This is a genomic window from Myxococcus qinghaiensis (assembly GCF_024198215.1).
In the GTDB taxonomy this organism is placed as follows: domain Bacteria; phylum Myxococcota; class Myxococcia; order Myxococcales; family Myxococcaceae; genus Myxococcus; species Myxococcus qinghaiensis.
This window is the reverse complement of record NZ_JAKCFA010000002.1, coordinates 157,578-171,771: the sequence shown is the minus strand read 5'-3', so window position 1 is coordinate 171,771 and position 14,194 is coordinate 157,578. Positions and strand designations below refer to the sequence as shown.

General features: G+C 69.6%; 10 protein-coding genes. 2 read left to right on the top strand and 8 right to left on the bottom strand.

What is annotated here, in order from left to right:
- Window positions 1-3: 3 nt before the first annotated feature.
- The 5 genes from LZ199_RS03345 to LZ199_RS03325 are packed head-to-tail and all read right to left on the bottom strand — an operon-like array spanning window position 4 to window position 6,239.
- Window positions 4-702: an RluA family pseudouridine synthase gene (locus tag LZ199_RS03345; RefSeq protein WP_253992178.1), complete on the bottom strand. Its 699-nt coding sequence runs from the start codon at window positions 700-702 to the stop codon at window positions 4-6.
- Window positions 699-2,156, bottom strand: a complete 1,458-nt coding sequence (locus tag LZ199_RS03340) for a M16 family metallopeptidase (RefSeq protein WP_253992177.1) — start codon at window positions 2,154-2,156, stop codon at window positions 699-701. The genes LZ199_RS03345 and LZ199_RS03340 overlap by 4 nt, the downstream gene beginning before the upstream one ends.
- Before the next feature lie 8 nt (window positions 2,157-2,164).
- Window positions 2,165-3,484: a M16 family metallopeptidase gene (locus LZ199_RS03335; RefSeq protein ID WP_253992176.1), complete on the bottom strand. Its 1,320-nt coding sequence runs from the start codon at window positions 3,482-3,484 to the stop codon at window positions 2,165-2,167.
- A gap of 26 nt (window positions 3,485-3,510) precedes the next feature.
- Entirely contained in the window at window positions 3,511-4,176 is a 666-nt protein-coding gene (locus tag LZ199_RS03330) for a response regulator (protein WP_253992175.1), read from the bottom strand.
- Window positions 4,177-4,178: 2 nt separating this feature from the next.
- Window positions 4,179-6,239 carry a serine/threonine protein kinase gene (locus LZ199_RS03325; protein ID WP_253992174.1) on the bottom strand — a complete coding sequence of 687 codons (2,061 nt, stop codon included), beginning with the start codon at window positions 6,237-6,239 and terminating at the stop codon, window positions 4,179-4,181.
- 392 nt (window positions 6,240-6,631) lie between these two features.
- Here LZ199_RS03325 and LZ199_RS03320 point away from each other — a divergent pair, with 392 nt between their 5' ends.
- On the top strand, window positions 6,632-8,344 hold the full coding sequence (locus LZ199_RS03320; RefSeq protein ID WP_253992173.1) for an HAD-IG family 5'-nucleotidase: 1,713 nt from the start codon (window positions 6,632-6,634) through the stop codon (window positions 8,342-8,344).
- Window positions 8,345-8,359: 15 nt separating this feature from the next.
- Here the strand turns inward: LZ199_RS03320 and LZ199_RS03315 are convergent, their stop codons facing one another.
- Window positions 8,360-9,148 carry a class I SAM-dependent methyltransferase gene (locus tag LZ199_RS03315; protein ID WP_253992172.1) on the bottom strand — a complete coding sequence of 263 codons (789 nt, stop codon included), beginning with the start codon at window positions 9,146-9,148 and terminating at the stop codon, window positions 8,360-8,362.
- Between the two features lie 207 nt (window positions 9,149-9,355).
- On the opposite strand from LZ199_RS03315, the gene LZ199_RS03310 reads away from it, so the two are divergent.
- The gene (locus LZ199_RS03310; protein ID WP_253992171.1) at window positions 9,356-11,605 is read left to right on the top strand and encodes a di-heme oxidoreductase family protein; all 2,250 of its coding nucleotides are present in this window, start codon (window positions 9,356-9,358) and stop codon (window positions 11,603-11,605) included.
- A gap of 78 nt (window positions 11,606-11,683) precedes the next feature.
- On the opposite strand, the gene LZ199_RS03305 is transcribed toward LZ199_RS03310, so the two are convergent.
- Both LZ199_RS03305 and LZ199_RS03300 read right to left on the bottom strand, forming a co-directional pair.
- A complete protein-coding gene (locus LZ199_RS03305) occupies window positions 11,684-13,852 on the bottom strand; it encodes a sensor domain-containing diguanylate cyclase (protein ID WP_253992170.1) in 2,169 nt (722 codons plus the stop codon).
- Window positions 13,849-14,130 (bottom strand): FtsB family cell division protein, encoded by a 282-nt coding sequence (locus LZ199_RS03300; protein ID WP_163869809.1) that lies wholly within the window; start codon window positions 14,128-14,130, stop codon window positions 13,849-13,851. Before LZ199_RS03300 ends, LZ199_RS03305 begins: the two co-directional genes overlap by 4 nt.
- Window positions 14,131-14,194: the final 64 nt, after the last annotated feature.

The window sequence follows — 14,194 nt, the reverse complement described above, 5'->3', positions numbered from 1 at the left end:
TCGTCAGGCCAGCGTGAGGCGCAGCAGCTCCCGGACGCGGCTCATGTCCGGCGGCAGGGGCGCCTCCACCGCGCGGGCCTCCACGCCCGGCAGCGCGGGCCACTCCACGCGCGCGGCATGCAGCGGCGTGCGCCCGAGGACGACGGCGTCACCCTGCCCTCCCAGCTCCTTCTCCAAGAGAGGCGTGTCCCGGCCGTACTGGTGGTCCACCAGCAGCGGGTGCCCCAGGGAGAGCAGGTGCACGCGAATCTGGTGCGTGCGTCCGGTGAGCGGCTCCGCCTCCACCAGCGTCGCACGGTCAAAGCTCTCCACCGGCCGCACTCGGGTGCGCGACGCCTTCGCGTCCGCTTCTCCCGGCCGGGCCACGCGCATGCGGCCCTTGCGAGCGGCCACCAGCGGCGCGTCGACGAGGACGGGCGCATCGACGCGCCCCTCCACCAGCGCGACATAGCGCTTGCGCACCTGGCCCGCCTCGAAGGCCACGGAGAGCGAGCGGTGCACCTGGGCATCGAGCGCGAAGATGAGCGCTCCGGACGTGTCGCGGTCCAACCGGTGCACCACGAAGATCTTCTGTCCGCGCTGGGTCTCCAGCGCGTCGCGCAGGGAGGGGCCGCCATCACGCCCGGGGATGACCGGCACCCCGGGCGGCTTGTCCACCACCAGCAGTCCTCCCCCTTCGAAGAGGATGCGAACCTCCGTCACTCGTACTCCGAGGCCTGCACCACGGAGATGGGGCCGAGCCCGCGAAGCTGCTTCTTCACCGCGTCCGCCTTGCCCAGCACGACGATGGCGGGCGGCTCGGCGAAGCAGTACTTCTTCGCGACAGCGGCCACCTGCTTCGGCGTCACCGCGCGCAGCCTGTCGCGGAAGTTCATCACCCAGTCGTCACCGAGCCCGTTCAGGCGGATGTCGGCGATGCTGCTGGCGATGGACTCGTTCGTCTCCGTGCGCAGCGGGTAGAGGCCGCCCATGTACGCCTGCGCGTCCCGCAGCTCGCCCGGCTTGATTCCGGAGTCGCGCATCTTGGCGATCTCCGCCAGCGACACGTCGATGATCTCCCGCGTCGACTCCGTCTTGGTGAAGGTCGACAGCGCGAAGATGCCCGCGGCGTTCATCGCGTCGAACCAGCAGCCGATGCCGTACGTGAGGCCCCGGTTGACGCGGACCTCGTTCATCAGGCGCGACGTGAAGCCGCCGCCCAGGGCCACGTTCATCGCGGTGGACGGGAAGTAGTCCTCGTGGCCGGTGCGGTAGCCCGGCCCGCCCATGCGCACCTGCGACTGCGTCTGGTCCGGCTTGTCCACCACGATGACCTTGCCGGCCTTCGCCACCTTGGCCAGCGGCGGAATGACCAGGGGCGCGTCGGGGCCCCCCGTCCAACCGGCGAAGGCCTCCTCGGCCGCGGCGGCCACTCGCTTGGGGTCCACCGCGCCCACCACCACCAGCATGGCGACCTTCGGCCCCATGCGCTCGTGGTGGAAGCGGACGACATCGTCCCGCGTGAAGGTCGCCACCGTCTTCGCCGAGCCGCTCACGTCGTGCCCGTAGGGATGATTCCCCCACAGCGCCTGGACCAGGGCCCGGTCGGCGATGACGGACGGCTCGTCCAGGTCGTTGGCGAACTGGGCCAGCGCGCGCTCTCGCGCGTCCAGCACCTCCGACTCCGGGAAGCTGGGCTCCTTCACGAGCTGGCCCATGATGCCCAGCATCTGCGCGAAGTGCTCGGCCGGGGTGGTGATGGCGACGGACAGGGTGTCCTCGCCCACGCCCACGCCCAGGCTTGCGCCCACGAACTCCACGGCCTCGTCGATGGCCTCCGCGCTCAGGCGGCGCGTGCCCCGGCGCAGCAGCCGGCCCGCGAAGTCCGCGATGCCATGCTTGCCCGCGAGGTCCGTGGCGCTGCCGGCGCGAATCACCAGCCGCATGGAGACCATGGGCAGGGGGCCGCGCTCGGCGGCGACCACGCGCAGCCCGCTGGACGTGGTGCTCTCATGCAACGTGGGGAACACCAGCGCGCGACTGGCCGAGCTGGTGACGGGCGCGGCCTTGCGAGACGCGCTCTTGCGAGGCGCGGCCTTCGTGGCCCGGGCCGCCGGCTTCTTCGCGGCGCGGCGGGGGGAGGACTTCGGGGTTCGGCTCTTCTTGCGGGAGGCCATGGAGGCAATCAGCTTTCTGCGGAAGGCGCGGGCAGCAGCGTCACGACGGAGCGCCGCTCGGGGAGGAGGTACTTCGCGACGGCGGCCTTCACCTGCTCGCTCGTCACGGCGGCATAGGCCGAGGGCAGCGTGAGGACGTGACGCCAGTCGCCCAGCAGCGCCTCGTAGTTGCCCATGGCATGCGCGCGGCCATTGTTGGTGCCCAGCTCGCGCAGGTGGTCCGAGCGCAGGTTGTTGAGCGCCTTCTGCAGCTCGCGGTCCGTGATTCCGTCACGCGCCAGCTTCTCCAGCTCCGTGTACAGCGAGGCCTCCGCCTTCTGCGGGTCCGCGCCCGGCTTGAGCTCCAGGAAGAAGAGGACGGTGCCGGGGTCGATGCGCCAGCCCCAGTCCAGGCCCACGCCCACCACCACCTTCTGCTCGTACACCATGGAGCGGGTGAGGCGGCTGCCCTCCCCCTTCGTGAGCACGTACTGCGCCACGTCCAGGGCCAGCGTGTCCTCGTCGCGCGCGGGCGGGCCCCGGTAGCCGATCATCACGGCCGGGGACTGCGCGGGGTGGCGCACGGTGGCTCGACGCTCACCGCGCTGCTCGGGCTCCGCGTTGATGACGGGCAGCGGCGCGGGGCCCCGGGGGATATCGCCGTAGTAGCGGCGCACCAGCGCCAGCGTCTTCTTCGGGTCGATGTCACCCGCGATGTAGAGCATCGCGTTGTTGGGGGCGTAGTAGGTGCGGAAGAACGCCTGGCAGTCCTCGCGGGTGATGGCTTCGATATCCGCCAGCCAGCCAATCACCGGCCAGCGGTACGCGTGCGCCTTGTAGACGAGCGAGTCCAGCTCCTCGCCCATCATCCCGCCGATGTCGTTGTCCATGCGGACGCTGCGCTCTTCCTTCACCACCTCGCGCTCGCTGGTCAGCATCTCCTGGGAGATGCGCAAGGAGCGCATCCGGTCCGACTCCAGGTCGAGCACCGTCTCCAGCGCGTCGGAGGCGAAGTCGTCGTAGTACACCGTCATGTCGTGGGACGTGTACGCGTTGGAGCTGCCGCCGTTGGACTCCAGCGTCTTGTCGAACATCTTGGGGCCGTACTTCTTGGCCCCGTTGAACATCATGTGTTCGAAGAGGTGGCTGATGCCGGTGATGCCGGGGCGCTCGTTGCGGCTGCCCACGTTGAAGAAGGTGTAGAGGCTGACGACGGGGGCCAGGTGGTTGGCCAGCAGTCTCACCTGGAGGCCATTGGGAAGCGTGGCCTCGTGCACGTCGAACAGGGACTGGAGGGCGGGGTCCGCGGCGCGGGCGGGGGCGGTGGTCTTCGGGGAAGCCTTGCGCATAGGCCCCCAACGTATACAGGGCGGGGCTACAGGTCCACGACACCTTCACGCAGGGCCATCACGACTGCTTCCACGTGAGAGTTGACGCCCATCTTCCGGTAGATATGTGACAGGTGTGTCCGGACGGTGCGGCGCTCCAGCGTCATCACGTGGCCGACCTCCGCGTTGGAGAGTCCCTTGGCCACGTAGCCCAGCACCTCGAACTCGGTGGGCGTCAGCTTCCAGGGGTTGTCCGCCTTCTTCTCCGGCGTGGCGGGCTTGCCCTGGATGGACTGGAAGTAGTTCCAGAAGCGACGGGCGATGATGGCCTCCAGCACGGTGCCGCCCGCCATCACCTCGTGGATGCCGGCGCGAATCTTCTCCGGTCCCACGCGCTTCACCAGGTAGCCGGACGCGCCGGCCTGGATGGCCTCGTAGACCTTCTGCTCGTCGTCGAACGAGGTGAGGATGAGGATCTCCACCTCCGGCGCCCGGCGCTTCACCTTCTGCGTCACCTGGATGCCGTTGATGCCCGGCAGCTCCAGATCCAACAGCACGAGCTGCGGACGGAGGCGGACGATGTCCTCCACCGCGGACTCGCCCTCCTGGCTGCTGCCCACGACTTCCAGCTCCTCGAACGTGCTCAGCACCTTGAGCAGGTTCTTGAGCAGCTGCGGCTGGTCCTCGACGACGAAGATGCGAGTGCGGTCCATGGTCACCGTCGGGGGGGCACGCGGAAGTCCAGCATGTGCACCTGGTGGGTCTTGCCCTTCACGATGCGGACCGGCATCTTCTTCACCTCACCGGTCGACAGCGCGATCATCAAGACCTCGTAGGAGCCGACGCGCACGGGGTAGCGCTTCACGGGCGTCGTGCGGCTGATGAGGTCTCCATCGAGGAACACCTTCGCGGGGATGTTGGACTCGACGGTCAGGTAGCCGCGCACCTTGGCGGGGGGCTTGTTGAGCGAGACAACGGTCTCCTCCACCTCCTCCCGAGGCTCCGGCGCGCGGGTGGCGGCGGCCTTCGGCGGCGGCGCGGGGCGGGGAATCGGCGTGGGGTCCGGCGGGAGGACGGGGACGTCGGCGGCCGTCTCCGGCTCCTGCGACGTCTCGCTGCCTCCCAGGCGCCACGCGGCGATGATGAACGTGGTGAGGCCGATGAGCGCCAGCACTCCGGCGATGGCGACCAGCCTGCCGCGACGATGCTCCGTCTCGCGGATGCTCCGCGCCTGCTGGGTGTTCACCCGCGGGGGTTGCTGCGCGGGGAGCGCGGGCGCGGAAGGCGGCGGCATCGCGATGTCGTCGCGCTGTCCCGGGTGGGCCACCGCGGGGAACGGGTCCGGCAGCGTGCGCGGCCCCTTCTCCACGGGCGGCGCGCGCTTGGCGCGGGCGGCGGCGCGGCGGCCGGCGACGGAGAACTCCTCGTCATCGTCGGAGAGCGGGCTCGGAGAAGAGAAGTCCTCCACGACGCGCATGCGCGGGTTGCGGCCCTGGGGGCGCGCGGCCCCCTGCCCCGCTCCGCCACCCTGGGCGCCATGCGGACGGCGCGGCTTGGCGGGAGCGGCACCCGGAGGCGCGTCCCAGCTCTGCTCGGCCCCGACGCTCCGGGTCCCCTCCGTCCAGTCGCCTTCGGGCAGGCGCGCCTCGGGCTCCGGAGCGCTCGCGGCGGACGGGGCGATATCCGGCTCGTAGTCCTCCGGCCGGTACTCCTCGAAGCCGGGCGCTGACTCCACCGTCGCCGCGCGGGCCTCCGTCTCGGTGAGCGCGCGGCTGTAGGGGGCGCGCTGGACGATGGAGGCCTCGGGCTCCTCGGCGCCCAGGCCCAGGTCATCCATCTCCGCGCCGGAGATGGGCTCCAGCGAGAATGGCTCCTTGAACGGCGGGGCCGCGAGGCTCGCGACGCTGACCTCGTTGGGGAACAGCTCGGTGACGAAGCGGCGCACGTCGTCCGCGCCCGGCATGCCGCCGCTGGCGGAGAGGAAGTTGCGCAGCGCGTTCGAGAACTCCGCGCAGGAGCGGAACCGCCGCCCCGCGTTGGGCTCCAGCGCGCGGAGCACCAGCGGATCCAACCGGGCGTTGATGCGACGGTCCAACCGGCTGGGCGGAGGCAGCCCCTCGCTGCGGCGCGTGGAGACGCCGCCGCTGCCGGGAATCACCGGCTCGCGCTGCGTGAGCAGCTCGTAGGCGATGGCCCCCAGCGAGTACACGTCCGAGGACTCCGTGGCGGCCTCTCCGCGCGTGACCTCGGGCGCGCGGTACGTCCCACGGCCCCGGCCCGCGAAGGACTTGCGCAGCTGCGGCACCGCCAGGAGCGCGCGCATCGCGCCGAAGTCACAGATGGCGGGCAGGCCATTGCGGCCCAGCACCACGTTGCCAGGGGTGATGGCCCCGTGGAGGACGCCCGCGTCGTGCGCGTGCTGCACGGCGTCCAGCAGCTGGATGACGATGTAGAGCGCGACCGCCGAGGGGAGGACGACCTCCTTGGTGTGCAGGCGCTGGAGCGCGGTGCCCAGGAGCGCGCCGTCCACGTCCTCGCGCACCACGGCGAGCCGCTGACGGGCCACGCCCATGTCCACGACGTGGAGGATGCCGGGGTGGCGCACGGACTGGAGCAGACGGGTCGTCTCGGCCAGGTCCAGCGCGTAGGCGGGGTCCGACGTCTTGGGGTGGAAGAGCTTCACCACCACCTCGGCCGAAGGGGCCTGGACGGCTTCGTAGAGCTCCGCCAGCTCTCCGGACTCGATTCGACCCGTCAGACGATACGTGGCGCTCATCGCTTCTTTCGCGCCGGGCGGCGGCGGGGCACTGCGGAGAAGACGAAGCCACACCAGACGCACGACTCGCCGCGTCGGCCTGGTGGCAGCTCCAGGGTACAGCCCGGACAGCGCGGGCGCGCTCGCCGGGACACCGTCGTCGAGGGCTCGGCCGCCCGCCCGGAGGAGGGACTCCCAGGACTGACGCCAGGACGAGGAGCCGCGGCGCGCAGCCGGGCCTCCAGGCGTCGCACCCGGTCTTCAAGCGCGGCGACCCGGGTGGCCAGGCGCGCATGGACTTCCTCGGGAGACTCCGAGGGTTGACGTCGAACGGGCGAACGCATCGCGGTCCAGGAGCGTGCCATGCCCGTCGGGGGCCCTCAAGGACCGAGCCGCGGACACGTACGCGTGTTATGTGTGGATGTCCCGTGGCTCCAACCCTGTCCCCCTTCCGTCCGATCCCCGGCGGGCCCTCTCCGGACCCGCTGCATGGGAGCTTTCGTTCACCTCTCAACCGCGCGCGCGCGGAGTCAGCGGCCCAGCACGCCCAGCAGCTCCTCGAGGATGAGGCACTGACGCGACTGCTCACCACGCCGCGTGCCCCCACCCGGGACACCGTGCCGAGGGCGCGTGAGGTCTTCGTCAATCGCAACCTGCGCATGTCCGGCGTCGAGCTGATTGGCTTCGACATGGACTACACGCTGGCCATCTACCACATGCGCCGGCTGGAGCAGCTGTCGTTCGACATGACGCTGGCCAAGCTCATCAGCGAGTACCACTACCCTCCGCTGGTGGGGAACCTGCTCTACGACCACCACTTCGTGATGCGCGGGCTCGCGGTGGACCGCCTCAACGGAAACATCCTCAAGATGGACCGCTTCGGCCACGTGGGCCGCGCGTACCACGGGCTGCGTCCGTTGAAGTCGGAGGTGCAGCGGGAGCTGTACCGCAACAAGCGCGTGCGGCTGCGCAACCCGCAGTTCGCGTGGAACGACACGCTGTTCGCGCTGCCGGAGACGTGCCTGTTCGCGGGCATCATCGAACTCCTGGAGTCGCTGGGGCAGAGCGTCGACTACGGCAAGCTCTACGACGACATCCGCGAGGCCATCGACGCGGTGCACCGGGACAACTCGCTCAAGCGCGAGGTGCGCAAGGACCTGGGCCGGTACGTGTTCCTGGATCCGGAGCTGGGGCCCGCGCTGCACAAGCTGCGCTCGGGTGGGAAGCGGTTGTTCCTGCTGACGAACTCGGCGTGGGACTACACGGACGCGGTGATGAAGTACCTGCTGGACGGGCAGCTGCCGGAGTACCCGAGCTGGCGCAACTACTTCGACGTCGTGGTGACGGCCGCGGGCAAGCCGGGCTTCTTCACCGACGCGCGGCCGTTCCTGGAGCTGGACACGTCGACGGAGGAAGGTCGCTCCGTGGGCGAGGCCACGTCGTTGGACCGGGGGAAGGCGTACTCGGGCGGCAACCTGGCGCGCTTCGAGGAACTCACGGGCTACCGGGGTGAGAACATCCTGTACGTCGGCGACCACATCTACGGCGACATCTTGAAGTCGAAGAAGTCGTCGCTGTGGCGCACGTGCATGGTGGTGCAGGAGATTGAAGATGAGATCACCTACACCGCCACGCGGCGCGAGGAGATTGGCACCCTCACCCAGATGGAGATCCTCCGCGAGCGTCTGGATGACGAGGTCAACCACCACAAGACGCTGCTCAATCTCCTGGAGCGGCGGCTGGAGCGAGAGCCGCTGACGCCCGAGGAGCGCGAGTCGGTGGAGGAGCAGCGCCGGCAGCTGAAGTCGGAGCTGGACAAGATGCGTCGCGCGCTGAAGGACGCGACGGGCATCGCCGACACGCTGGAGGAGGACGTCGAGGAGGGCTTCAACCCGTACTGGGGCCTGCTGTTCAAGGAAGGCAACGAGAACAGCCGCTTCGGCTACCAGGTGGAGCAGTACGCGTGTCTCTACACGAGCCGCGTCTCCAACTTCCTGCATCACTCGCCCATGCAGTACTACCGCTCGCCGAGAGACCAGATGCCGCACGAGCAGGCCGGTGCGCTGTCCGCGCGGCTGTCGCCCATGGGTGGAGAAGGTCCGCCCAAGGGCGCTGGGAAGGACTGACGGCTCGCGACGGTGTCACGTCGTCTGGGGATGCGCGGCCACGCGCCCCCAGGCGACATCGGAGAAGCGTGACAGCGGCTCCGGAGTGAGCCCGAGCTTGCGCAGGTCATCCGTGTAGCGCGCGCCCTTCACCACCACCCAGCGGCGCGCCACGCGTCGACCTTCCTCGAGCGTCTCCGCGGACAAGGGCGCATGCTCCGCGAAGCGACGCAGCACCTCGAACGCGGGCTGGGCCTTCTTCGGCTTCGCGAACATCGGGTCGAAGAACACCACGTCGAACGAATCCGACGGCAGCGTCTTGAGGTGCTCGCGCGCGTCCGCGTGCACCACCTCCACCACGCACGAGTCGGCCCCGCGCTCGTAGCGCCGCAGCCCCTCCCCCGCCACCGCGCACAGCGCCAGGCTCTTCTCCAGTCCGACGACGCGCCCGGACGGGCCCACCGCCAGCGACGCCACCAGCGCGTCCTGCCCCAGGCCCAGCGTGCAATCCAACACCGAGTCCCCCGCGCGCAGCTCCGCCACCCGCACGAAGGTGTCCGGCTCTCCCGCCCGCAGGCGCATCAGCCGCAGGTGCGCCATGCCCGCATGGAACCCGAAGGAGCCCTCCGGCTCCCACAGCGTCACCCCATCCCCACCCACCACCAGCAGGGCCTCCACCTTCGTCCCGAGCCAGGGGGCGATGCCCTCCTTCGCGCGACGCGGCAGGAACGGCAGCCCCCACCGCGCCGCCACGGCCCGCGCCTCCTGCAGCTGCGCGGCATCCACCTTGGTGCTGGTCGTCACCGCCAGGGGTACGGGGGGCATGAGCGGCGCGCATCCTGCCCCAGCCGCGCTTCAACGCAACGCATCAGGACGCAAGTCCGGGCTGTCACCGATGTCCGGAAAATATCACTAGTAGATAAATTTTCCGAACATCATAGGAATTCTTGGCTTCTCGGCTAACACTCCACTTCCTTCGGATGGTGGAGAAAGCCGAAGCCACCATGCGGAGGATCCCCCTGGAGAACACGCATGCGTAAGAGAGCAACAGGAGTGGCCGTGGCATTGCTGATGGCGGCCTGCGCGGCCAGTTCCGCGAGCGCCGCCACCACTGGCGCGCAGCCGTCTGGCTCGTCCGCCATCTTCTTCATCGACACCACGTCGTGGGCAGACATCCACTACAAGGTGAACAACGGTTTGCAGCAGAACGTGAGGATGGTCGTCACCGGCGGCCGCAACCAGTTCACGGTGAGCGGCCTCATCACCGGTGATTTCGTCGACTACTCCTTCACCTATTGGGACGTGGCCTGTAACTGCGCGTACGACACCACCTGGGCGCGCTACACGCACTCGGGCTCATCGCAACCCGACGCCGGCACCGGCACCCCGGACGCCGGCACCGGCACCCCCGACGCAGGGCCCCCGCCCGACGTGGGGAACATCATCCCCCTCTTCAACAGCGGCACCGCGCTGGAGCCCGCGACGACGCAGGACACGGCGACCGCGCTCATCACCCGCGTAGGCGACCGTGTGCGTGACAGGCACGCGCGCGAGTCCCAGTACCAGGCGTATGACCACTACCTGGCGCGATACTTCGAGAACCGCACCTTCTGGCTCGAAATCTTCGACGAGGTCGCCAAGGGCGGCAGTCAAATCCGGGTGAATCTCCACACGGTGTATCCGCACGAGGGCACGAACTTCCGCGCCTTCTTCCGCGGCCTCAACACCGTGGCGGAGTACTTCCACAACGGGACGTTCGAGCGGGTGAACGACTTCCTCTACACCGCGAGCGTCAACTTCAACGCCAAGGAGGGCCGGGCCATCCGCGTGGGTGACCGGATGGAGATCGAAGCCGGCGTCTTCCTTCGGCAACCGGTGGAAGGCCGCTTCAACTACTACGGCCGCGCCCTGCTCTACATCGTGGGCAGCGCGGGAATCGTCCCCTTCGAGGGCCAGGGCGCCATCCTGGACTCCTTCGCCCTCCCCGCGGCGGGCTGGTCGGGTGGCCGCACCACGCTGAACTACCCGTACTCCAACGAGCCGAGGAACCGGTTCCTGCAGATGGCGCTGAACATGGCGCCCGTCAACGCGCAGCCCTTCGTCGAGGGCCGTCGCCTGCACCACACCGACTTCAGCGACGGCAGCCACTCGGAGCCGGGCAACCCCGGCTTGTCGTCGCAGGTGAACAAGCTGGGGCCTCACTACATCTCCCGCTCCTGCATCTCCTGCCACGTGCAGAATGGCCGAGGCCTGCCGCCCGCCGTCAACACCACCCTGGGCAACTACGTCGTCAAGGTGGGCCGGGTGAACGGCTCCACGGTGACGGCGGACCCGTTCCTGGGCTTCCGTCTCCAGCCGCGCAGCACCAGCGGCACGCCCGAGGCGGACGTGCGCATCGCCAGCTGGACCACCCGGACGGGCCAGTTCGCGGACGGCACGGGCTACGAGCTGCGCCGGCCCAACTACAGCTTCCTCAACGTCATCCCCACGAACCACTCGGCGCGAATCACGCCGCAGCTCGTGGGCCTGGGCCTGCTGGAAGCGGTACCGGAGACGACCGTCGCGGGGCTCGCGGACCCGAACGACAGCAACGGTGACGGCATCTCCGGCCGCATGCAGGCCGTCGTCGACCCGGAGACGGGCCAGACGCGGCTGGGGCGCTTCGGGTGGAAGGCCGGCATCGCCCGGCTCAAGCACCAGGTGGCCGAGGCCCTCAACCGGGACATCGGCGTCACCAGCGCCGTGTTCCCCACCGGCGACTGCGGCCCCTCGCAGCAGGGGTGCGCGGGTTCCAGCCAGGAGCTGAACAACACGGACCTGGACAAGATGGTGCGCTACGTGGCGCTGCTCGGCGTGCCCGCGCGGCGAGACTTGCGCGACACCACCGCCCTGCGCGGCGAGACGCTGTTCGCGAACGCGGGCTGCGCGAAGTGCCACGCGGCCTCGCTCACCACCAGCGCCTTCCACCCGAACGCGGAGCTGCGCGGGCAGACCATCCGCCCGTACACGGACCTGCTCCTGCACGACATGGGCGCGGACCTGGCGGACAACCTGCCCGAAGGCATCGCCTCCGGCGCCGAGTGGCGCACGCCCCCCTTGTGGGGCATCGGCCTGACGGCGGGCGTCAGCGGCGGCGAGGCGTACCTGCATGACGGTCGCGCTCGCAACCTCACAGAGGCCATCCTCTGGCACGGGGGCGAGGGCAACGCCTCCAAGAACGCCTTCGTCGCGATGAACTCCGCGGATCGCGCCGCGCTGCTGAAGTTCCTCCAGTCGCTGTAGTCGTCGACCCACAAGGGCCGTTCGACTTGGGCTCGGGGAGTCCCGAAGACAGGGGCTCTCCGAGCCGGGGCTGGGGGACTACGACGCTTCCACGGCCTGGAGCTTCCGGCCACCCTGCTGCATCTGCGCCACGGTGACGGACTGGTTCCGGCCGTTGCGCTTGGAGTGGTAGAGGCACTGGTCGGCGAGGTCGATGAGCTGCTGCTTCTCCATCCCGTGGTCCGGGAAGGTGGCGATGCCCAGCGACATGGTGATGCGCAGGGGCCCCATCTCCGTCTGGAAGATCTCCGCCTTCACCGCCTCGCGAATCCGCTCGGAGATGGTGTACGCGCCCTTCGCGTCCGTCTCCGGCATGACGATGACGAACTCCTCGCCGCCGTAGCGCGCCACCACGTCCGTGTCGCGCGCCATGGACTTGATGATGCGCGCCACGCCCTTGAGCACCTGGTCTCCCGTCGGGTGGCCGTAGGTGTCGTTGACGCTCTTGAAGTGGTCCACGTCCGTGAGGATGACGGAGCACTTGCGCTCGTAGCGCCGCGCCTGCGCGAGAATCTCGTCCGCCTTCGTCTGGAAGGTGCGGTGGTTGAACAGGCCGGTGAGGCCGTCCGTCGTCGCCATCCGCTCCATCTGCTCGTAGAGCTGTGCGCGCAGCACCGCCTGCGCGGCCTGGATGGCGATGACTTCGATCATCCGCAGCACGTCCTGCTCGAAGTTCGCCTTCTTGCGCGAGCCCGCCACCAGCGTGCCCAGGATGCGGTCGCCCGCCACCAGCGGGAAGATCTTCAGCGCGCCCAGGCCGCGAATCTGCGTCTCGTCGTCGAAGATGACCTGGCGGTCCATGGCCTTCAAGTCCCGCCCCGGCAGCGGCGCGCCGTAGCGCACCACGTTGGCGACCAACCCGTTGTTGTCCGGGAAGGAGCGGCCCTCCAGCGCCTTGCCCTGCGCCGTCACGCCCGTCATCCGCGCCACGCGGTGCATCCGCTTGCCGTCGACTTCCGACACCAGCGTCACCGCGCAGAAGTCCAGGCCCGCCAGCTGCCGGGTGCTCTCCAGCACCGCCACGAAGACCTGCTCCGGGCTGCCCGCGCGGTTGAGCTCCTCGATGGCCTTGAAGAACCGGTCCTTCTCGTCGCGCGTCTTGCGGATGTAGCTCATCACCCGCTCGACTTCGATGGAGCGCAGCACCTCGCCGGCGATGGTGCTCAGGAGCTTCTCGTCCTGGTCGCTGAACGGCTCATGGGCCAGCCGGTCCGCCACGAGCACGCCGCGCACCAGGCCGCTGCCCTCGATGATGGGGACCGCCAGCAGGGCCTGCACGTGGGGGCCGCTGCCCTCGTAGTACGTCACGCCCTTGAGTCCCTGGGGGGAGTTCATCCGCACCGGCGCGCGGCGCTTGAGCACGCCGCCGATGATGCCCTCGCCCGCGCCGAACCGCTCGCGCTGCACCCGCTCGGAGCCGGAGCGGCAGTCGTAGAGCTTCAGGCTGCGGTCGTCGGAGGCGAGCAGGAAGGCCGCGCAGGTGTGGGTGCGCAGGCCCGTCTCGGCGATCTCCAGCGCCGCGTGCACCGCGCCTTCAATCTCCTTCACCGAGGCGACGAGCCACTTCTCGTCGGAGCTCATGCCGCTGAAGCTGTCCGCCGTGCCGGAGCTGACCAGGCGGAAGGTGCGCGCGCGCTCCTCCACCTCGCGGATGCGCTTCTGCACCGCGTCGTTCTCCGCCCGGCGCGCCACGGCGATGCGCGACGCCAGCACCAGGTGGTACAGGCCCGCGAACAGCACGAGGAACGCCGAGTGCATCGCGAAGCTCGCCCCGTTCGGCACCGGGCCGCCCAGCGTCACCAGCGCGTCGAACACCAGCGCCACGCCCAACAGCGTCAGCCCCGCGTTGCGCGGCAGGAAGGCGACCAGGAACGCCATCAGGAGATAGACGATGGGGAACAGCTCCCCTCCCCCAATCGCCACGACGATGAAGCCCGCGGCGACCAGCCCGCCGCCCAGCTCCAGGTCATCCCGCAAATCAATGACCGCGCCCACCGAGCCGCGCATGGCCCGGCGCCACGCCGCCACGGCGATGCCCACGAGGAGGAACAACACCAGCGCGGCCTCCGTCCAGCCCAGCGTCTGCAGGCCTCGGAAACCGCCGCGCGCCAGGTGGAGGAAGGTGGCCAGCCCCGCGACGGCGGGAACGAGCCGCACGGCATGACGCAGCAACCTTCCGGGCGACGGAAACGCGCTCAGCGACGTCATGGTGACTCCAGATGAAAGACGAGCTCGCCCGGCTTCACGTAGCCGAGCTCTTCACGGACGGCCCGCTCCAGCGCCGCGGGGTCCTTGCGCAAGGCGGCGATTTCTTGTCGCAGCGCCTCGTTCTGCTCGGACAGGGAGGAGTTGCGCTGCTGGAGCGCGTCCACGTCCTGTCGCAAGGAGAGGTAGCGGCGGAAGCCCTTGGCATCCGCCACCGACAGCAGGCTCAAGGCCCCCGCCACACCGACCGCCACCACCAGGAGCTTTCCGCGAGCCGTCATGAACGCCGGCGACGATACCCGCGAGCCTCGCCCTCGCAAGAAATCCGCTCCAGACCTGTAGCAC

Coding starts and splice junctions, on each gene's coding strand:
- LZ199_RS03340 (WP_253992177.1), bottom strand. CDS start 2,156: ATGGCCTCCCGCAAGAAGAGCCGAACCCCGAAGTCCTCCCCCCGCCGC.
- LZ199_RS03335 (WP_253992176.1), bottom strand. CDS start 3,484: ATGCGCAAGGCTTCCCCGAAGACCACCGCCCCCGCCCGCGCCGCGGAC.
- LZ199_RS03330 (WP_253992175.1), bottom strand. CDS start 4,176: ATGGACCGCACTCGCATCTTCGTCGTCGAGGACCAGCCGCAGCTGCTC.
- LZ199_RS03325 (WP_253992174.1), bottom strand. CDS start 6,239: ATGAGCGCCACGTATCGTCTGACGGGTCGAATCGAGTCCGGAGAGCTG.
- LZ199_RS03320 (WP_253992173.1), top strand. CDS start 6,632: ATGTGTGGATGTCCCGTGGCTCCAACCCTGTCCCCCTTCCGTCCGATC.
- LZ199_RS03315 (WP_253992172.1), bottom strand. CDS start 9,148: ATGCCCCCCGTACCCCTGGCGGTGACGACCAGCACCAAGGTGGATGCC.
- LZ199_RS03310 (WP_253992171.1), top strand. CDS start 9,356: ATGCGTAAGAGAGCAACAGGAGTGGCCGTGGCATTGCTGATGGCGGCC.
- LZ199_RS03305 (WP_253992170.1), bottom strand. CDS start 13,852: ATGACGTCGCTGAGCGCGTTTCCGTCGCCCGGAAGGTTGCTGCGTCAT.
- LZ199_RS03300 (WP_163869809.1), bottom strand. CDS start 14,130: ATGACGGCTCGCGGAAAGCTCCTGGTGGTGGCGGTCGGTGTGGCGGGG.